This window comes from Ottowia sp. VDI28, assembly GCF_049532675.1.
Taxonomy (GTDB): Bacteria; Pseudomonadota; Gammaproteobacteria; order Burkholderiales; family Burkholderiaceae_C; genus Ottowia.
Genome location: NZ_CP149820.1, coordinates 1,994,090 through 2,013,422, shown reverse-complemented (window position 1 = coordinate 2,013,422; position 19,333 = coordinate 1,994,090). Strand labels below are relative to the sequence as shown.

The window sequence follows — 19,333 nt, the reverse complement described above, 5'->3', positions numbered from 1 at the left end:
AAGTGAACATAGCGAGTTCGACGGCACCACCCCTCGATCGAGCACCACAGGTTGCCCGGAGCGCAGCGCAGGGACACGTCCAGTGGGGCGCCTTTTCTTTGGCCTACGTCTCTTTGGGCGAGCAAAGAAAGGTAGGTGCACTGCCGGGGGCAATCCCGGCCTCCGACCTTAAATCAAACAGCAGGGGCCATTAGAAAGCACAGGGAACGAACAATCGCCGCGGCCCCTCACCCCCACCCTCTCCTAGAGCAAGAGGGAAACTCAGTTCACATCCAACTTCAAGCTCCGCATGAACGGCACCCAACGCTCCCGCTCCCGGCGACCAAAGGTATCCGCCTGCTCAGGCGTACTGGGCCCAAGAATCTGCGAGCCGAACTGGTCCACCAGCCGGGTGTGCAACGCCGGCAGCTCAAGCGCCTTGTTGAGCGCCGCATTGAGCCGTTGAATGACATCAGCCGGGGTATTGGCAGGTGCCATCAGGCAGTTCCACGTGTAGGCCTCATAGTCTTTCAGGCCCTGCTCCGCGAAGGTCGGCACATCAGGCGCCACATGGTCGCGCTTGGCGCCTGAGATGGCGATCAGATGCACACGGCCCTGCTTGGCCATCGGCTGCGACGTGACCAGGCCATCGAACACCATGTCCACATGGCCGCCCGCCAGATCGGCCATCGCGGGCCCATTACCCTTGTAAGGCACGTGGTTGAGCTTGATGTCGGCCGCTTTGGCGAAAGCTTCGCCGACGATATGGCTGATGGAACCGGTGCCGCCCGAGCCGTAGCTGAGTTGGCCGGGCTTCGCCTTGGCTTCGGCAATCAACGCCTTGAGCGTCTTGGGCCCGTTCGCCTTTCCCGCCAGGACCAGGTTCGTACGCGCCACGAGGCCGATCATGCGCAGATCTTTCTCGATGTCGAACGGCATCGTCTTGTACAGGCCGACGTTCATCACGAGCTGCGAACTGGTTCCCAAGCCGATCGTCAGGCCATCAGGTGCCGCCTTGACCACGGCTTCGGTACCGATCATGCCGCCCGCACCGGGCCTGTTCTCGACGATCACCGGCTGGTTCAACAGCTCCGCCATGTAGCGCGCCAGATCGCGCGCGATCAGATCGTTGGCGCTGCCGGGCGCGAAGGAAACAATGATGCGGATGGGCTTGGAGTTGGCTTGGGCATGCACACCGCCAGCCAGCACGGCGGCGGAAGCCATCACCACGGCACGGCGGCTCAAACGGATGGAAGACAGGTTACTCATCAAATATCACCTCAGGAATCAGGAAAGCCAATGCGCGGGCACGCGGACGGGAAAGCTGAGCAGTATCTGCGCCATACCCTTGCCCAGTGGATCATTGCGCAGCGAGGCCATGCCCCCGCCGCCCAAAGCTTGTTCGCAGACGAGGTTGAACGCGTGGATACCGGGCAGGTCGTAACGGGTCACGGGCCCATCCACAAGGTACCGCAGATACTCCGCCACGCGGGCTTCGGTCAGCTCGGCACGCAGCAGCGGAAGCCACTCGGGGCGGCGCGCGATGATGCCGATGTTGGAAGTGTTGCCTTTGTCCCCTGAGCGTGCCCAGGCCAGACGAATCAGCGGCACTTCGGTCCAGCCTTGCGGAGCGTCTACCGGACCGGCGGCGGGTAGCTTCGCGGCGGGAGCCGCACCGGCTGCCGGAGCGTTCGCTTTGGCATGGCCCGGCGTAGGAATGGCCTTGCCGTCCAACGTCACGGCGGGCGTCAGGCGCTCCTTGTTCAACAGGAAAGCATACTGGCGGATCGAGGGCGATGCCGATGAGCGCCCGCCCCCCGAGCCCGTGGTGCCCGGCGCCCAAGAGGTGCCAGCCGGCGCGATTTCACGCGCAAGCAGTTCCAGCGCGGCTTTTTCAGCGTGGCAGGCCGTCAGGCGAAGAACCACTTCCCGCGCTCGGTCGAGTTCGGGCATGGCATGCGGGCCATAGCAGCTTTCCGCACCCAGCACCTCGATGTTCGTGGCGCTGAGGGGCTGCATGCCGCGCGCCTTCAGCATCTCGCCCACGCGCTCCAGAATGGCTTCACCCGTGCGGCGCGCCTTGGCCACGGCCTCGAAGCCCACGATGGAAAGCTGCGCCGATATCTTGAAACCATCCAGGTAGGTCGCGCTGACCTTGTAGGTATCCGTAGGCTGGCGGCCCAGCGCGCCGGACACGTGCACCCGCTCTTCGCCCGCCGGCTCGATGCGCACTTCGCGCCAATCGCAGGTCACATCGGGCAGAAGGTAGTTGGCGGGGTCATGGATTTCGTAGAGCAGCTGCTCCGCCACGCATTGCGGCGCGATCAAGCCGCCCGTGCCCGCGGGCTTGGTGACCATGAAGCTGCCGTCTTCGGCGCATTCCACGATGGGGTAGCCCATATGCGCCCAATCGGGCACATCTTGCCAATCGGTATGCAGGCCACCGGTGGCCTGGCACCCACACTCCAGAATGTGGCCAGCCAGGCTGCCGCCGGAAAGGCGGTCGTAATTGGTCACGGACCAATTGAAGGCGTGCATCAGGGTACCCAGCGTCACGGCCGAGTCGACGCAGCGGCCGGTGATCACGATCTGCGCGCCCGCATCCAGCGCGGCCTTGATGGGCAACGCGCCCAGATAGGCGTTGGCAGTGAGCACCTTGGCCGGCAATGGCGCGCCGCTCTGTAGCTCGCGCACAGGGGGCTCGGCGGCACGCAGATCAGGCAGGATAGGCATCACGTTGTCGCCGGTGACGACAGCAATCTTCACTTCGACGCCCTGCTCGGCTGCCAGCGCGCGCAGCGCTTCGGCACACCCCTCGGGGTTCACGCCGCCGGCGTTGCTGATCACGCGGATGCCTTTGTCGACCACGTCCTTGAGCACACTCTTCATGGCCACCGTCACGAAGTCGGTGGCGTAGCCCATCTCGGGCTTCTTGAGACGTGCGCCGGCCAGAATGGACATGGTGAGTTCGGCCAGGTAGTCGAACACCAGGAAATCGATCTGCCCGCTTTGCACCAGTTGCGGCGCACCCAGGCTTGAATCGCCCCAGAAGCCGGAGGCGCCGCCGATGCGGACCACTTTACCGTTCATGCCGCTCATCTTCCGCTCCAGTTGGGTTTGCGCTTCTCGCGGAAAGCAGCTTGGCCCTCGGCGGCATCTTCGGTGAGCGCGAACAAGCCAATCTGGCTTTCAGTGAACGCCATGGACTCCTCGAAGGACATCGCGCCGATGCGCTTCATGAGGTACAGCCCGCGCCGGATGGCAGCAGGTGATTTATCCAGGAAACGGCCAAGCAGCGCCTGCACGCCGGCATCCAGGTCTTCGCTCACACGGTTGATCATGCCCATCTGCAGCGCTTCGGCGGCCGTAATGGGCTCACCGGTGATGCACAGCTCATTCAGCGCGCGCGGGCCGATCAGGCCATTCAGCAGTGAAAGCACCTGTGCAGGGAACAGGCCGATCTTCACTTCTGGCAAACCAAACACGGCATGTGGTGCGGCCACGACCATATCGCACATCGCCATCAGGCCCATGCCGCCAGCCATGCAGGCACCATTGATGCGGCCCACCAGGGGCACCATCAGTTGCCTGGAAAGCCGGAACAGATTGGCAAAACCCACCATGGGTTCGGAGTAATCGAACTTGAAGGACTGGCCGGTCTGCAGATCGGCACCCGCGCAGAATGCCTTGTCGCCAGCGCCCGTCAGCACGATGGCGCGCACGCTCCGATCGGCGTTGGCACGGGTCAGCGCTTCGCTCAGCGCGGCCAACACACCAGGGCTGATCGCGTTGCGGCGCGCTTCTCTTTGAATAGTCAGCCAAAGTACGCCGTCGCTCAAGCGTACGCCGAGTTCATCGGTGCTGTTGTACTGGGTGGAAGTCATGAAGCGTTCGTCTCCTTGCTGGCGGAAGTGGTTGTGTTGATAGTCTTGGCGCGGACGGCACCGCCCGCGAGAAGCGATTCGATCTCATCGGCGGAAAAACCCGATTCCCGCAGCACTTCAACCGTATGCTCGCCAAGCACCGGCACTGGCAGCCGGCGCTCTGGCGGCGTGCCGGACCATTCGCTGGGCACGGCGGTTTCGCGGATCTTCCCGACCACGGGGTGCTCGGTTTCCTGAAAAAAGCCCGTGCTGGCAAGGTGCTCGTCGTCCAGCAGGGTTTCGACGGTGTGCATGGGAAAAATCGGAATCTCGTTCTCGGGCAGGAGTTGGCGCCACTCTTCGGTGGTGCGTTGCTCCAGTTCGTCCGAGACAAGCTGATACAGCTCATCGATGGCCTGTGTGCGTGCGCGGATATCCCGAAAGCGCGGATCGGTCTTCATTAGCTCGCCCTTGCCCACTGCGTCCAGAAACAGCGTCCAGTGGCGGTCGGTGTAGATCAGGCAGCACACATAGCCGTTCTTGGTCTTGTAGGGCCTGCGGTGGCGCGTCATCAGGCGTGGGTAGCCGAAGCCAGCTTTTTCAGGCACGAAGGTATGGCCGTAGAGATGATCGCCCAGCACGTAGGGGATCATGGTTTCGAACATGGGGATATCCACGCTCTGGCCTACACCCGTTTGGTTGCGCGCATGCAGCGCCGCGCAGATCACCCCGAAGGCATAGAGGCCGACGGAACGGTCGGCAATGGTGATGGGCAGGTAGCGCGGGACATCGCCGGTGCTTTCCGCCACCACGCCGGGCAAGCCGGTTGCCGCCTGGATCATGTCGTCGAAGGCAGCCTTGCCGGCATAGGGGCCACGCTGCGAAAAGCCCACCATGCTGGCGTAGATGAGCCGCGGGTTGACGGCCGACAGTTGCTCATACCCCACGCCCAGCCGGCGCATGGCGGCCGGACGCACATTGGTGGTGAACACGTCCGCATCCTTCGCCAGACGCATGAGCGCGGCCACACCTTCAGGGTTTTTCAGGTCCACGACGACGCTGCGCTTGTTCCGGTTCAGCCCAAGGAACAAGGGGCCCAGCCCGAGATCACCGCATGGGCCGATCGATCTGGTGGAATCTCCGCCCGGTGCCTCGATCTTGATGACATCGGCTCCCAGGTCCGCGAGAAGCTGGGTGCAGGAGGGCCCCATGAATACCGTGGTGAGATCCAGGACCTTCACTCCCGCGAGCGGGCCGGATGATGCCTTGTGGGCGGTGGAATTCTGCATGTCGCGTATTCTCGTCATTCCGGCTGGATGCCTGCGGCTCGGATCACCTCGCCCCACTTCTTCGATTCCTCGGCCTGGAATTTCGCCAGTCCATCGGGCGTGGAGACGAAAACCTCTCCGCTCGTCTTCTCCTGAAACGCCTTGGAAGCCGAAGATGCCATGATCTTGCCGAGCGCGTGGTTCAACTGGCTCACGATGGGAGCAGGCGTGCCCGGGGGCAGATAGGCGGCCGTCCAATAGGTCATCACGTAGCCTTTCACGCCCGCCTCGGCCACCGTCGGCACGTCGGGAGCGGCAGCCAGCCTCTTGGCGCCGCTCGCAGCCAGCGCGCGCAGCTTGCCCGATTGCACCTGGGGCAGAGCCGTCGACGAATCCGCGAACATGAAATCGATCTGGCCACCGAGCAGGTCCGTGATGGACAGCGGATTGCTCTTATAGGGCACGTGGACCGCGTCAATGTGGGCCATCTGCTTGAGCAACTCGCTTGCCACGCGGCTGGAGGAAGAGCCGCTGCCGAAGTTGAGCTTGCCGGGCGCCTTCCTGGCCGCCGCGAGCAAGTCATCCAGCGACTTGTAGGGTGAATCAGGGCGCACGAGCAGAAGCATTTGCCCGTTCGAGAGCGAACTCACCGGCGTAAAGCCCTTGACCGGATCGTAAGGAATTTTCTTGAACAGATGCTCGTTGGCCGCGTGCGTGGTGTTGGTGGTGATCAGCATCGTGTAGCCGTCGGGCGCGGCCTTGCTCACGTACTGCGCGGCCAGGAAGCCGCTGGCGCCAGCCCTGTTGTCCACCACCACAGGTACTTTCAGCTCGTCGCCGAGCAGTTGTCCCACCAACCGTGCCTGCTGATCGGTGCCGCTGCCAGGGCCAAACGGCACCACGAGGGTAATGGGCTTGCTGGGGAATTGCTGCGCGGCGGCGGGCAGCGTGCTCAGGCCCGCACCGGTTGCAAACATCGCGGCCAGTGCGAGGGTGAGTCGGCGTTTCATGGTATCTCCTTTAGAGTTTGAAGACAGGCAAACCGTGCGCTTGATTGTGCGCACCGAGACGCGGCGCGGCGGTCGTCAGGGCCGGGCGCGAGCCGTCGATCGAGAGCGGCAGCGCGGTCAGGGAGAAGCCCTCTTCCGGAACCGGCGCCAACATGCCGAGCGCCTGCACATGCGGGTGTGCCAGCGCCTCGGGTACGGTGTGAACCGGAGCGCAAGGCACGCCGGCGGATTCAAAGCGCGCGAGCCATGCAGCGCGCGGTGTGGAAGCCAGCAGCGGCTCCAGTTGTTCAAACAGCGCGGTCTTGTTCGCCAATCGCCCACGGTTGGTGGCGAAGCGCTCGTCCTGCAACCACTCGGCGCGTCCCATCTCGGTGGCCAGCTTGGCGAACAGACGGTCATTGCCGCAACAAATCAACAGCGGGCCATCCGCCGTCTCGAACGCCTCATATGGCACGAAGCCAGGGTGCCCTGAGCGGTGGCGCGCGGGCAGGTAGCCCTGGTTGGTGAATGCATCCGCCTTCTGGCCATTCCAGACCAGCGCGGTTTCCAGAAGAGACGTCTGCAAAAGGCCCCCGCGCCCCGTCGCGGCCCGCCGCTGCAGCATCGCCAGCGCGCCGATTACCACCCACATCCCGGTGCCCTGGTCGCAGATCGAAGAGCCCGCGCGCATGGGAGGATCGTCCGGGCCGCCGTTGGTACTGGAGAGGCCGCTGAACGCCTGGATCAGCGGTTCATAACCTGGACGCGGCGCCATGGGGCCGAGGTGGCCGAAGGCCGATATCTCGCAGTAGATCAGGCGGGGGTGACGCTCGCAGACGCTGGGGCCGTCGATGCCGAGCGCCTGGGGGACGCCCGGGCGGAGGTTGTGAATGAAGATGTCGGCCTCGGCCGCCAATTGCTCGAACGCTGCCTTGCCCGCATCGGTTTTCAGGTCGATGGCCACCGATTGCTTGCCGCGGTTGAACACCTGGAAGTTGAGCGCATCGCCATGCCGGAATTCAGGCCCCATGCGGCGGGCATCGTCGCCGCCCTCCACCCGTTCAAGCTTGACGACCTCGGCCCCCAGATCCGCCAGGATCGCCCCGGCAAATGGGCCGGCCAGCACCTGGCCGAGCTCCAGAACGCGCACGCCTTCCAGCACGCCTGATCCACGTGAGTTCACGCTAGTTGTCCCCTGATGTGATGTTGGAGGCAGTCTAAGACCCGCGCATTGATCTGTGAATAGCCATCTTGCTATATGTGTGATAACGTAAACGTATCAATCATATGCGCACCAATCTGACTCTCCAGCAACTGGAAGCCTTCGTGCAGATCGTCGCCACAGGGAGCTTTCGCGCGGCGGCCACACACATCGGCGTGTCGCAGCCCGCCCTGAGCCGGACCATCCGCCAGGCCGAGCAGACACTGCAGGCCCGGCTCTTCGATCGTGACACACGCAATGTGGAAATCACGGCCGTCGGGCAGGAGCTGCTTCCGATCGCGCAGCGGATCCTGCGCGAGTTCGACAACTCCTTCGGCGAACTGGGGCAATTTCTGCAGGGACGCATCGGCCGCGTGTCGATCGTAGCGCTGCCCTCCGCCGGTGTGGCGCTGATCCCCAGAGCGATCGCGGCCTTCCGCGCCCAGCATCCGCAAGCCGAGTTTTCCCTCACGGAGGCGCCGGCCGACGCGCTGCTTTCCGCCATCGATGAGGGCCGGGCCGATTTCGGCCTGAGCGTGCGCCCCACTCCCGACAGGCGCCTGCGCTACCGCCACATGATCAACGACCCCATGATGCTGCTGTGCCGGCGCGACGATCCGCTGTCAGCCAAGGACTCGGTCCCCTGGTCGGTCTTCACCACCCGCCCGTTCATTGCCTCCCAGGCCCGCAGCAGCATCCGCCCCATCACCGACGCAGCGCTGCTCCGCCTCTCGGTTTCCCCCTCGCTGGAGTACCCCAGCGTTTCAGCCTGCGGCGCCCTCGTGGGCGCTGGCCTGGGCATCACGGCACTGCCCCGCATGGCGCTCGATCTGGTGCGCATGGAAGAATTGGTGGCGGTGCCCCTCGTCCGCCCGCAGATCAACCGGTCGATCGGCCTGATCACCCGCATCGGGCGCACGCTGCCTCCGGTCGGCCATGCGTTCATTGAAACCCTGCTGAGCCAAGCCTCCGCCCCCACCCCGTCACACTCATCACACTCCTCCACTGCCTCATCATGACCATCACGCCAGACATCATCAAAGCCTTCACCCCTGCCGGCTCGCTGCGCGCCTCCATCAACCTGGGCAACCCCATTCTCGCCAAGCAGGACCCGCAAAGCGGCGAAGTGGGCGGCGTCTCGGTGGACCTGGCCCGGGCATTTGCCCGCAAGCTAGGGGTTTCACTGGAGCTGGTGGTCTTCGACACCGCCGCCAAGTCCGTGGAGGCCGTGCGGAGCGAAAAGGCCGACATCGGCTTCTTCGCCATCGATCCGCTGCGCGGCGAAGGCATGCGGTTCACGGCCCCTTATGTGCTAATTGAAGGAGCCTATCTCGTCCGTCAGGATTCACCCCTTCAAGACAACGCCGAGGTGGACCGCACGGGCACGCGCGTGGTGGTGGGCAAAGGCAGCGCCTACGATCTCTACCTGACGCGGGAGCTCAAGTCGGCGTCCATCGAACGCGCGCCAAGCTCCCCGAAGTCGTCCCGGCCTTCCTGGCGCAAAACGCGGATGTAGCAGCGGGCGTGAAGCAGCAATTGGAAGGCGATGCGCGAAAGCTGGGCGGGCTGCGCCTGTTGCCCGGGCGCTTCATGGTGATCCAGCAGGCCATGGGCACGCCCGCACCCCGGGGCGAAGCGGCAGCGAAGGCTCTCAGCGCCTTCGTCGAGGAATGCAAGGCCAGCGGTTTCGTCGCCGAAGCCCTGGCCCGGCATGGGATCAAAGGCGCCTCCGTCGCGCCCGCAGCTTGACCCCTTCTGGGACCGCCAAGCTCCAGCTTGGCACGGCAGCGGATGCAGGTAGCGCGGCATGCCAAGCTGGAGCTTGGCGGTCCCAGAGGAGAAAAAGGTCAGGCTACTGGCGGCTCAAACGCCCGGATAGGCGGCAATGCGCCGGTATATTTCTCGATCTGCACCGTGCTCAGTTGCCCTGTGCAGCCTTGCGCCAATGACGACGTCCCTACGTCCTGCGTCAGGACATTGGGATTGCCATGGACGCAAAGCGTGCGGCCCTGCTCGTCGATCACGGGATCAAACCAGGCCCCTGTCGGCAAGCGCACGACATCGGCGCGCATGCCGTCCGAGAGATGCGCCGACGCCAGGCAGGCGCCCCGTGCGTTGAACAGGCGCACCACATCGCCTTCGGAGATGCCTCGCTCGGCCGCCGCTTGCGGATGCAGGGTGCAAACTTCACGCTGCTGGCGCTTGGTCGACTGGCTGTGTGCGCCGAAATCCAGTTGGCTGTGCAAGCGCGACGCCGGCTGGTTGGCGATGAGCCAGAGCGGATACTCCGCGCTGGGCGCCTCCTTGATGGGCAGCCAGGCCGGATGGCCCGGGCAGTCGGCATAGCCGAAACCAGCCACCGTGGGCGAGCTGATCTGGGCCTTGCCGCTGGGCGTGGGCAGCGGCTTGCCATCGGGGTCTTCGCGGAATGCCCGTACGATGCCGCCGTTGTCCGGCCCCTGCGGCAGCATCAACTCGCCGCGCGCCCAGAACTCCTCGAAGCCCGGCGCATCCAGCCCCTTGTCTTCCAGCGCCTGGCGGGTCCGCTCGTACAGATGGGCCAGCCACTGGCGCGTGTCGCGCCCCTCCGTAAAGGCCTCCCGCTGGCCCAGGCGCTCGGCCAGATCGGCAAAGATGTCATAGTCGTCCCGTGCCAACCCGTGCGGCTCGGCAATGCGGTGCATGGCCACCATCAGCGGATCGGTCGGCGTGACGCCAAGGTCCTCGCGCTCCAGCGTCATGGTGCAAGGCAGCACGATGTCCGCATGGCGTGCCGTGGAAGTCCAGGCGATCTCATGCACGATGAAGGTGTCGAGCGTGCGGAAACCCTCGGCCATGCGCGCCAGATCCTGGTGGTGATGGAAGGGGTTGCCTCCGGCCCAATAGGCCAGCTTGATATGCGGGTAGGTATACCGCTTGCCGTCATAGTCGAACGGCTGGCCAGGCTTGAGCAGCATGTCCGTGATGCGTGCCACCGGAATGAACGCCCTCACTTTGTTGAGGCCCTGCGGCAACGCGGCCGTCGGTACGGCATTGGTCCGCTTGCCATAGTGGGCCATGGTGCCGAGCGCATAGGCATAGCCGCCCCCAGGCAAGCCCAGTTGCCCCAGCGCGGCGGCCAGCGCAAGGCCGGCCCAGATGGGTTGCTCGCCATGCTCGGCACGTTGCAGCGAGTGCGAAAGCACCACCAGTGCGCGCTTGCCGTGCATCGAACGGGCCAATGCCTCGATATCGGCCGCCGCGATGCTGCACAAGGGCGCAGCCCACTCGGCGGATTTCGCCACGCCGTCGGCGCGGCCCATCAGATAGTCCTCGAATGTCTGCCAGCCGTCGCAGTACCGGTCGATGAATGCCCGGTCATGCAGGCCTTCCCGCACCAGGGTATGGACCAGCGCCAGCATCATGGCGGTATCCGAAGCGGGCGTGATGGGCAGCCATTCGAAACCGGCTTCCTCGGGCATGTCGTTCTTGAGCGGGCTCACGGAGACGAAGCGGCAGCCGCGCTGGGCGGCAGCACGCATGGAGTCGCGCTCGATGTGCTGGCTGATGCCTCCGGAGGCCACCCGCATGTTCTTCAATGCCATGCCGCCAAAGGCCACCACCACGTCCGTGTGCTCGACGATCTGCTCCCAGGTAATGGCGCGGCGCGCCACATCGTCCATGCTGCCCAGGATATGCGGCAGGATCACGGCCGAGGCACCCGCGCTGTAGCTGTTGACCGAGCGCACATAGCCGCCGAGCGCGGTATTCAGAAACCGGTGCACCTGGCTCTGCGCGTGGTGGAAGCGCCCGGCGCTCGACCATCCATAGGAGCCGCCAAAGATAGCGCCTTCACCATGCTGGTCCTTCACCCGCTTCAGTTCCGCTGCCACCCGGTCGAGCACCTCGGCCCAGGGCATGGCAACGAACTCGTCACGGCCGCGGGCGGCATCCGGCCCCGGGCCGCGTTCCAGCCACCCACGGCGGACCATGGGGGTGGTTACGCGCACCTTGTGCCGCAACGCATTGGTGAAGTTGTCCAGGATAGGGTTGGGATCCGGATCGCCCGGGTAGGGGCGCACGGAGACACCGTCACCTTCCGCGCGAGCGGAGAAAACGCCCCAATGGGAGCTGTGCGGAGAAAAAGTGGTGGTGGAGGTCATTGCCAGGGTCTCAAGCGCCAGTGGCAATGGGCGCACCGGGTTGCGCGCTCCATTCGCTCCAGGAACCGGGGTAGAGCGCAGCGCCCTTGAGCCCGGCTACCTCCATGGCCAGCAGATTGTGGCAGGCGGTCACACCGGAGCCGCATTGGTTGATCACCTCGCCCGCAGGCCGGCCGCCCGTCAGCGCATCGAACTCCTGGCGCAATTGCGCGGCAGGCTTGAAGCGGCCATCCGCGGCCAGGTTGTCGCGGAACAGACGGTTCTTGGCGCCGGGGATGTGGCCGCCGATAGGGTCGAGCGTTTCGTTCTCGCCACGGAACCGGTCGGGCGCGCGGGCGTCCAGCACCTGCTTGTGCTGGCTCCCGATATTGGCCTTCACGCTTTCGTAGTCGACGGTACTGACCAGCGTGGGGCGCAAGCTGAAGTTGCCCTTGGCGGCGGGTGCGGGCGCGATAGTGTCCAGCGGCTGGCCAGCCGCCTTCCAGGCGGCGAGGCCCCCATCGAGCACGGCCGCGGCCGAATGGCCGACCCAGCGCAGCATCCACCACAGGCGGGCCGCGTACATGCCGCCCGCGTTGTCGTAGATCACCACCTGGGAGTCATTGTTCAGCCCGAGCTCGGCCATGGCCTGCACGAAATTCTCCTGGGTGGGCAGGGGGTGGCGGCCATTCTTTCCGGTCTTGGCGGCGCTCATGGTGTGCTCCAGGTCCACGTAGAAAGCGCCCGGAATGTGGCCTGCCTCATAGGCCTTCCGGCCAGCGGCGAGATCGGTCAGCTCGAAGCTGCAATCGAGCACGACCGTGGGCGTTCCGCCATCGCGCTTGGTGATCAGTTGGTCAACGGAAATGAGGGTGTCATAGGTCATTGGGCAATTTCCTTCATCAGAGCGGGGGTCATGGCGCTCTTGTAGCGTGCAATATCTTCCAGGATGAATTTCCGAAAACGGTCTTGCGTCAGGTCGCGTTCCGTGGCCGCATCCTTGCGGACGGCATCGCGCACTTCGGCAGTGGCCAAAGCCGCGCTCAGATGCTCAGCCAGAAACCTGATGACAGGCTCCGGTGTACCAGCTGGCGCCACCACACCATACCACTGAGTCACGGGTACGTTGAGTCCCAACTCTTTGAAAGTGGGTACATCGGGGATGGCGGCATTGCGCTTTTCACCGGTGATGGCGAGCAGGCGCAGTTGGCCCTGCCTCACCTGCCCGATCAGCGGCGAGGCCGTCGCGAAGAACGCATCCACCTGACCGCCCAGCATATCGGTGATGGCCGGCCCCGAACCCTTGTATGGAACATGCAGGATATCGACGCCCGCGGCCTGTTTGACCATCTCCATGCCTATGTGCGCCGCGGCGCCCGTGCCTGTGGAAGCGAAGCTCAGCTTGCGGGTCTTGGCAGCCGCAAGGTATTCCTGAGCCGTCTTGAAGCGCGAGTTATGGGCCACGAACAAGCCATGGGGCGCTTCCAGGATGAGACCAATCGGCGCGAAATCATCCGGCACCTTGTAGGGCAGGCTTTGCGGCTTGGTGGCGGGTGACACTGCCAGGTTGCCGCTCATGGCCAGCAGCAGGGTATAGCCATCCGGTTTGGCCTTGGCCACGATGTCGGCCGCGATATTGCCCCCCGCCCCCGCCCGGTTGTCGACCACGACCGATTGCCCCACAGTCTTGCTGAGGGCCTGCGCGATCATGCGGCCATATAGATCTCCGCCGCCGCCAGGCGGGAAACCCACGACCAGTTTGATGGGCTGCTCCGGAAATGCAGCCCGCGCCGGAGCGCTCCATGAAAGCACACTGCAAGCGGCCAAGACCATGGCCGCGAAACGGCCGCGTGAAACGAAGGACATCATGGCTAGTTGTCTCCAAGCATGAACAAGAAAAAAATGCCTACCCGAAAAATGTGCTCACCCGCAGTCAAGCGCCTTCTTCAAGCCTTTTCGGTCTTGAGCCAGCCGCTCTGCCCGGCCACCACGCGATCGACGGAAGCCGCGCACTGCCCGAGATAGGCCGCGGGATCGGTGAAATCAATGATCTCGGCGTCGGAAAGGGCCTGGCCCAGGCCTTTGTGCTGGCGCATGGCTTCGGCGAACGCCAGCTTGTTCTCGATGCCGTGCATGGAAGCCTCATAGATCCACTCGTGGGCCGTCTGCTTGCCCACCCGCTCACTCAGCTCGAGCATCACGCGCTCGGAGAGCAGATAGCCGCGCATCTTGTCCAGGTTGGCGGCCATCACGTCCGCATTGACCTTCAGGCCCGCCAGCAGGTTCCTGGCTTGAAACAGCATGGCGCCTGCGATCAGGCAGCATTCGGGCAGCGCCTTCCATTCCATCTTCCAGGCGATGCCGTCACGCTCGCCCTCCTGGACCATGCCTTCCACCATCATCGCGGCGTTGTAGCGCAGCGGGCGGGCGAGCCCCGCCAGATTTTCAGCCGAGGTCGGGTTGCGTTTGTGGGGCATGGTGGAAGAGCCCAGCTTTCCTTCTGAAAAGCCTTCCTCGACTTCGCCGAACTCATTGCGCTGCATGTTGAACAGCTCGTTGCCGATCTTCGACAGCGTGGCGCCGATCATGGCGAGCAGGTTGGCGTATTCCGTGAAGCGGTCGCGCGCGGGCGCCCAGCTGATGGCGGGCGAGCCCAATCCCAGCCGAGCCATGACGCGGTCCTGCAACTCCTGCGCTTTGGGGCCAAGGGAGGCCTGGCTGCCGACCGCTCCCGCCAGCATGCCCACCAGCACGCGCGGCGCGGCCTGAAGCAGGCGCTCGTGGTGGCGGCCCAACTCATCGAGCCAGAGCGCGCATTTGTGGCCAAAGGTGATGGGCAACGCCTGCACGCCATGCGTGCGGCCCGCCATGGGCACATCGCGATGAGCCACCGCCAGGCGCATCAGCTCGTTTCCCACGGCCTTCATGTCGCGCATCACGATGGCATGGAAATCCTTCAGTTGCAGCGCGACGCCGGTGTCCACCACGTCCTGAGTGGTCGCGCCGTAATGCACCCATTCGCCGTTCTCCTTCGAGCAAGCGGCCTGCAGCTGCTTGAGCGCCGGCACCAGGGAGTGCTTGATGCGGCGGATCTCGGCGAGACATCCTGGCGATGTCGATATGGGCCACCTGGGCCTTCTCGTTGATTTCCTTGGCCGCCGCCGCGGGAATGATGTCCATTTCCGCCTGGGCGGTAGCCAGCGCCGCTTCGAAATCAAGCCATTTCTGCACACGCGCCTCCTCCGAGAAAACGGTGCGCAGCTCTTCGGTGCTCCACAAATGCTGGAGCGATTGCATGTCGAAAACGGAAACGGTCATGGTGCAAACGTGAAGTGAGGTGTGAAACCGGCGCACGCCTTGCGTTGAACGGCGTGCATGAAATCAGACATTGGGAAACCATCCATGGGCCGATCCGCAAGCCGATCCATGGGCTTTATGGTCCTTATTGACCATCTCTTATCGTTTCATTCATTGAAATGTGTTTTAATAATTAAAACTATAAAAGATGGATTACAACTCGTCAACCATGGCCCGCCGCACCTCCACCTCATCCGCCCCCTCAACGCCCGCCGCCTCCCGCCCCACGCCCCCTGTTGGCGTGCTGGAACGAGGCATCTCGGTGCTGGAATGCTTCAGCGAAGAACGCTTGCGCCTGTCGCTGCGCGAACTGGCCGAGTACACCGGCCTGGACAAGGCCACCCTGCTGCGCCTGCTGGGTGTGCTGGTAAAGGCACGCATGCTCCAGCGCTCAGAGAGCGGCCAGTACTCTCCGGGACCCGCCTTGCTGCACATGGGCATGCTCTATCGCGACAGCTTCGATCTGGGCACCCGCCTGCAGCCCGTGCTGCATGCCGTGATGCAGCGCACCGGCGAAACCACCGCCTTCTACGTGCGCAGCGGTGAAGACCGCGTTTGCCTCTACCGCGAAATCACGCACAAGGAAGTGCGCCACCACGTGGAGCCGGGCACGCGCCGGCACCTGGCTTCGGGCGGCGCTTCCGCCCACATCCTGCTCCACTACACCGGTTCACCGACTCCGCATCTGAAGCAGATCGAGGAGAAAGGCTTCGTGCTCACCCGGGCGGAGCGCGTTCCTGAAATGGCTTCCATCGCGTTGCCTGTGTTCGAAGGAGACGGCAGCTTCCTGGGCGCGCTGGTGGTGATCGGCCTCGCCTCGCGGCACCCCGAAGAGGCGCAATTGGCCGGTGTAGCCTACGCGCGCGAGCAACTGGCGCTGCATGGTTTTCTGACACAGCCGCCCGCCGGATGGACCGTACAGGCCCACGGCGGCTGACACGCCCTGACCGACCGGCGACGTGCTCATCAATACGCGGCCCGTTCAGGAGCGAAGAGCCGCGCTCATGTGACCTGAACCTACTCGGCCGAATCCTCCACACCAAACAACGCCGCATCCACCTCGCACAACTCATTGTCACAAGCAGGATCAGCAAAGCGCTCACACCAAGCAGTGATGCGGGCCGCGCAGGCATCACTCATGGCAGGTGCGAAGGCACGCATACGCCGCTGCAGTTGCTCCCACGAGAACGGATCCTCCGGATCACCGCGCCGCAGTTCACGCTTGGCCGTCAAGCGCTGGCCATCCCTCATTACCACGGAGACCTCCGCCGGACGCCGCGCGGGAAACGCCTTCTGGAACTCATCACTCGTGGCTACGCGGACTTTCTTGCCCAATGCGATGAGTGCCGGATCGGCCAGATCGGGAGACTCCATTTCATCGATACCCAGCCGCCCCTTCAACAACAGGGCAGCCAACACATAACGCAAGCTGAAAGGCGTCTCTGTCGCCTTCGTCGGCCAGTCCACACCGGCAATCTTGAGCGCGTGGGGAAAGATAGTCACCTCAATGGCCTCCACCCGGGAGGCGGAGACACCTTCATGTTCGTCCATCAAAGCGCGCATGGCATCCAGCGGCGTGAAGAGTTGCGCGCAGCTGGGCCAAGCCTTGATGGTGGTGGTGTTGAGGCGGTCGCCCTCCTCCAGCCCGCCATGGATCGCCTCGAGCGGCCCATCGCCGGCCAGCAGGGCATAGAGGCCGCGCGGACCGGTGAAAAAGGCCCTCGCACCCGGCAGGCCTGCTTGCGCCGACCAAGCGGCCATCATGCCGTTACGCACCGCGAAGCCGGGGTGCAAGGACTTGGCTTCGTGCGCATCGTCATCCACCAATTGCCACAGACCGGCGGACTGCGTGGCCGCGATGCCAAGCGCGTGGTGCAGCTGCTGCCCCGATAGTCCCAGCGCCACCCCGCTGGCCGCTGCCGCGCCCACGGCCCCGGCAGTCGCCGTGGCATGAAACAGCGCCGCATGCCTCGTGCCGAGCGCCTCTCCCAGGCGCAACGCCACCTCATAGCCCGCCACAACGCCCGCGATGACCTGCCGCTGCGTCAGCCCCCCTCGGCTGCCAATGCCAGCACAGGTGAGATCGAGACCACACCCGGATGAAGCATGGCGGCACGATGCGCGTCATCGATCTCCCGCAGATGGGCGATGGCTGCGTTGGCAAAACCTGCTCCCAGCGGCATGAGCGCGCCCGCTCCAAACACGGGCGCCGAACCTGCGCCAGGGAAAGCGCTGCGCGCCACTTGCCGATAGGGTGCGGCCAGCGCCATGGCGCTGCCCGACCATCCGGCGGTGAACCAGTCGAGCAGCGCCTGCGCCAAACGCAGCCGGCTGTCTGAGGGCACGCCGCGAGCAGCCTGCGCCTGCAAATGAGCGATCAACGTGTTTTCAGGAACTTGGGTCATTGTTTTGTTCAATGAAATTTCTTTCATTGTATGAAATTCAAAAACAAATCCGCCATCAACTTTCTCAAGCCACCTCCAGTCATGCGGAATGCACCATAAAATCCACCCACTCAAATGAAAATGATTCTCAATTCATATGACACGCCAGCGGGAACGGACTGAACCGAGATGAAGGCCCAGGCTTCCAGCGCTTACTACAGGGAGTTGCTGAATTTCTGCACCCGCGCCGTGAAAGACCGTGACGCGGCGGCCGACCTGGTGCAGGAAGCCTATGCGCGCCTGCTGGGTGTCCAGCGATCAGGCACCACGGTTGCAGACCCGCGCGCGCTGCTGTTTCGCACCATGCGCAATCTGCTCACCGACCAGCACCGGCGTGCAGAGGTCCGTTCCCACCTGAGCCTCGACACGCTGCTGGAAAACGAACAGCCCCTGGCGCCTCGGCATCTGCAGCCGGAAGAAATTCTCGCGTTCAGCCAATACGCCCAGGCCATCCATGCCGCCATCGAAAGCCTGCCGACGCGTTGCCGCGAAGCTTTCCTCCTGAACAGATTCGACGGCCTCTCGCATCAGGACGTCGCAGATCAAATGGGCATTTCCCGCAACATGGTGGCCCAGCATGTCATTCGGGCCGTGCTCGTCTGCAAGGCTTGCGACGACCGCTTCAACGGCCGGGCCCGTTAAAGTCTGTGCCGCCAGCACCTGTGGAATAAATAATTACCCCGACTCCGCTTCCAGACCTCCACTGATCGGGCTTTCGCGCGTCTACATCTGGAAGAAGCCCTACTCCCTCATGAGCCAGTTCCATCTCCCACGCACCGCCTCGAGGCCTGACACGCGCTCGTTGCACTCCTCTCAAGAGGAAGCCGATGCGCGCGATTTTGCTGAATTCATCGCCGGCCAGAACCCGATCGATGCCGCCGCCGCCAGTTGGTTGGTGCGCGGCCAGGACGGGCTCACCGCCGAGGAAGAGGCCGAACTGCAAGAGTGGCTGGCGTCCGATCCCGCCCACGCCAAGGCGCTGGAGCAGTTGGAAGAGGTCTGGGGCCACATGGACGAGTTGCCCGATGAAAGCGTCCAGGCGCTCAAGGCCGGCTTGCCGCCAAGGGAAGCCGCCACCCCGCCGCCACGCGCCATCGCCGCGCCCTTTCCTCCTGTACCTTCCTTCCCCAAGGCAGGAAAAGCGGCCAGGCCGCCGGTACCCGCCTCACCCGGCCGGCGCTCATGGCTCATCGGGCTGGGCCGGTTCGTACCTCAAGCGACCATGGCGGCGGTGGCGTTCAGTGTGGGCGGCGGCGGTTGGTATGGCTGGCGCGCATGGCAACGATCCCCCACGTTCGAGCAGGCCTTTTCCACGGTACGCGGCGAGCGCAAGGAAGTGAAACTGCCCGACGACAGCACCTTGTGGCTGGACACCAGCACCCGGATCGACGTGGCCCTTTTCCGCCAACGGCGCGAAGTCCGCCTGTCCGAAGGACAGGTTCTGTTCGCCGTGCAGCACAACCCAGGACAACCCTTCGATGTGCTCGCGGGAAACACGCGCATCACAGTGGTCGGCACACGCTTCTCGGTGCGGCATACCCGCAGCGGCCTGAGCGGCGACGGCAGCGTCAACGTGGTCGTGGAGGAAGGCTGTGTGCGCGTGGCCAGCCTCTCGGCGGGTACGCCGCGTGAGGCGCAGGCCCTTGAAACTGGCGGATATGTCGAACTCGCTGCGGGCCAGTCTGTCACCGCGACCGCCGCGGGCACCCTCGGTCCTGTCAGCAGCGAATCCCCCGCCCCAGCTTCCTGGCGCGAAGGGCGAGTCAACTTCAACGGCACCCCGCTCGCACAAGCGCTGGCAGAGTTCGAGCGCTATGGAGCAACCGGCCTGGTGATCCGTGATCCCGCGGTCGCCGCACTCAAAGTGCATGGCAGCTTCGATCTGCAGCACGTCGGCGCGTTTGTACGTGCCTTGCCGCAGGTCTTGCCTGTACAGGTACGCCCCATGGGCGAGCAAACCGAGATAGCTGCAGCCCCCAGCGCCCGTTGAAATCATGAGGCGAGCAGCACCCGGGCCAGGTGGCCTGACCCTCGCCACATGTTTTTGCAAGAAAGTTCACGACCGACCTCAACAGATCGAAGGCCCGTGCGTCAGCACATCCAGGAACCCT

General features: G+C 64.3%; 15 protein-coding genes and 2 pseudogenes. 5 read left to right on the top strand and 12 right to left on the bottom strand.

Going from position 1 to position 19,333, the window contains the following annotated elements; genetic code table 11:
• Nucleotides 1-261: 261 nt before the first annotated feature.
• The 6 genes from WJU18_RS09590 to WJU18_RS09565 are packed head-to-tail and all read right to left on the bottom strand — an operon-like array spanning nt 262 to nt 7,282.
• Nucleotides 262-1,248 (bottom strand): Bug family tripartite tricarboxylate transporter substrate binding protein, encoded by a 987-nt coding sequence (locus WJU18_RS09590; protein ID WP_423459849.1) that lies wholly within the window; start codon nt 1,246-1,248, stop codon nt 262-264.
• An 18-nt stretch (nt 1,249-1,266) separates the two neighbouring features.
• On the bottom strand, nt 1,267-3,069 hold the full coding sequence (locus tag WJU18_RS09585; RefSeq protein ID WP_423460969.1) for an acyclic terpene utilization AtuA family protein: 1,803 nt from the start codon (nt 3,067-3,069) through the stop codon (nt 1,267-1,269).
• 5 nt (nt 3,070-3,074) lie between these two features.
• On the bottom strand, nt 3,075-3,863 hold the full coding sequence (locus tag WJU18_RS09580) for an enoyl-CoA hydratase/isomerase family protein (RefSeq protein WP_423459848.1): 789 nt from the start codon (nt 3,861-3,863) through the stop codon (nt 3,075-3,077).
• Nucleotides 3,860-5,131 carry a CaiB/BaiF CoA transferase family protein gene (locus WJU18_RS09575; protein ID WP_423459847.1) on the bottom strand — a complete coding sequence of 424 codons (1,272 nt, stop codon included), beginning with the start codon at nt 5,129-5,131 and terminating at the stop codon, nt 3,860-3,862. Before WJU18_RS09575 ends, WJU18_RS09580 begins: the two co-directional genes overlap by 4 nt.
• Nucleotides 5,132-5,145: 14 nt before the next feature.
• Nucleotides 5,146-6,120 carry a Bug family tripartite tricarboxylate transporter substrate binding protein gene (locus tag WJU18_RS09570; protein WP_423459846.1) on the bottom strand — a complete coding sequence of 325 codons (975 nt, stop codon included), beginning with the start codon at nt 6,118-6,120 and terminating at the stop codon, nt 5,146-5,148.
• A gap of 10 nt (nt 6,121-6,130) precedes the next feature.
• The gene (locus WJU18_RS09565) at nt 6,131-7,282 is read right to left on the bottom strand and encodes a CaiB/BaiF CoA transferase family protein (RefSeq protein WP_423459845.1); all 1,152 of its coding nucleotides are present in this window, start codon (nt 7,280-7,282) and stop codon (nt 6,131-6,133) included.
• A gap of 104 nt (nt 7,283-7,386) precedes the next feature.
• Between WJU18_RS09565 and WJU18_RS09560 the strand changes: the two genes are divergently transcribed.
• The gene (locus tag WJU18_RS09560) at nt 7,387-8,319 is read left to right on the top strand and encodes a LysR family transcriptional regulator (RefSeq protein ID WP_423459844.1); all 933 of its coding nucleotides are present in this window, start codon (nt 7,387-7,389) and stop codon (nt 8,317-8,319) included.
• A pseudogene (locus WJU18_RS09555) lies at nt 8,316-9,049 on the top strand (ABC transporter substrate-binding protein). Before WJU18_RS09560 ends, WJU18_RS09555 begins: the two are co-directional and overlap by 4 nt.
• 98 nt (nt 9,050-9,147) lie before the next feature.
• On the opposite strand, the gene WJU18_RS09550 reads toward WJU18_RS09555, so the two are convergent.
• From WJU18_RS09550 to purB, 4 genes and pseudogenes are all read right to left on the bottom strand, one after another.
• Nucleotides 9,148-11,442 (bottom strand): molybdopterin-dependent oxidoreductase, encoded by a 2,295-nt coding sequence (locus WJU18_RS09550; protein WP_423459843.1) that lies wholly within the window; start codon nt 11,440-11,442, stop codon nt 9,148-9,150.
• 10 nt (nt 11,443-11,452) lie between these two features.
• On the bottom strand, nt 11,453-12,307 hold the full coding sequence (locus WJU18_RS09545) for a sulfurtransferase (protein ID WP_423459842.1): 855 nt from the start codon (nt 12,305-12,307) through the stop codon (nt 11,453-11,455).
• Nucleotides 12,304-13,290 (bottom strand): Bug family tripartite tricarboxylate transporter substrate binding protein, encoded by a 987-nt coding sequence (locus WJU18_RS09540; protein WP_423459841.1) that lies wholly within the window; start codon nt 13,288-13,290, stop codon nt 12,304-12,306. The genes WJU18_RS09545 and WJU18_RS09540 overlap by 4 nt, the downstream gene beginning before the upstream one ends.
• A 77-nt stretch (nt 13,291-13,367) precedes the next feature.
• Nucleotides 13,368-14,739: pseudogene (gene purB / locus WJU18_RS09535) on the bottom strand (adenylosuccinate lyase).
• A 208-nt stretch (nt 14,740-14,947) separates the two neighbouring features.
• On the opposite strand from purB, the gene WJU18_RS09530 reads away from it, so the two are divergent.
• Nucleotides 14,948-15,715, top strand: a complete 768-nt coding sequence (locus tag WJU18_RS09530) for an IclR family transcriptional regulator (protein ID WP_423459840.1) — start codon at nt 14,948-14,950, stop codon at nt 15,713-15,715.
• Nucleotides 15,716-15,795: 80 nt separating this feature from the next.
• Here WJU18_RS09530 and WJU18_RS09525 read toward each other — a convergent pair whose 3' ends face one another.
• The gene (locus WJU18_RS09525; RefSeq protein ID WP_423459839.1) at nt 15,796-16,797 is read right to left on the bottom strand and encodes an MmgE/PrpD family protein; all 1,002 of its coding nucleotides are present in this window, start codon (nt 16,795-16,797) and stop codon (nt 15,796-15,798) included.
• A gap of 26 nt (nt 16,798-16,823) precedes the next feature.
• Nucleotides 16,824-17,183, bottom strand: a complete 360-nt coding sequence (locus tag WJU18_RS09520; protein ID WP_423459838.1) for an MmgE/PrpD family protein — start codon at nt 17,181-17,183, stop codon at nt 16,824-16,826.
• A 168-nt stretch (nt 17,184-17,351) separates the two neighbouring features.
• Here WJU18_RS09520 and WJU18_RS09515 point away from each other — a divergent pair, with 168 nt between their 5' ends.
• Nucleotides 17,352-17,864 (top strand): sigma-70 family RNA polymerase sigma factor, encoded by a 513-nt coding sequence (locus tag WJU18_RS09515; protein WP_423459837.1) that lies wholly within the window; start codon nt 17,352-17,354, stop codon nt 17,862-17,864.
• A gap of 109 nt (nt 17,865-17,973) precedes the next feature.
• On the top strand, nt 17,974-19,212 hold the full coding sequence (locus WJU18_RS09510; protein WP_423459836.1) for a FecR family protein: 1,239 nt from the start codon (nt 17,974-17,976) through the stop codon (nt 19,210-19,212).
• Nucleotides 19,213-19,333: the final 121 nt, after the last annotated feature.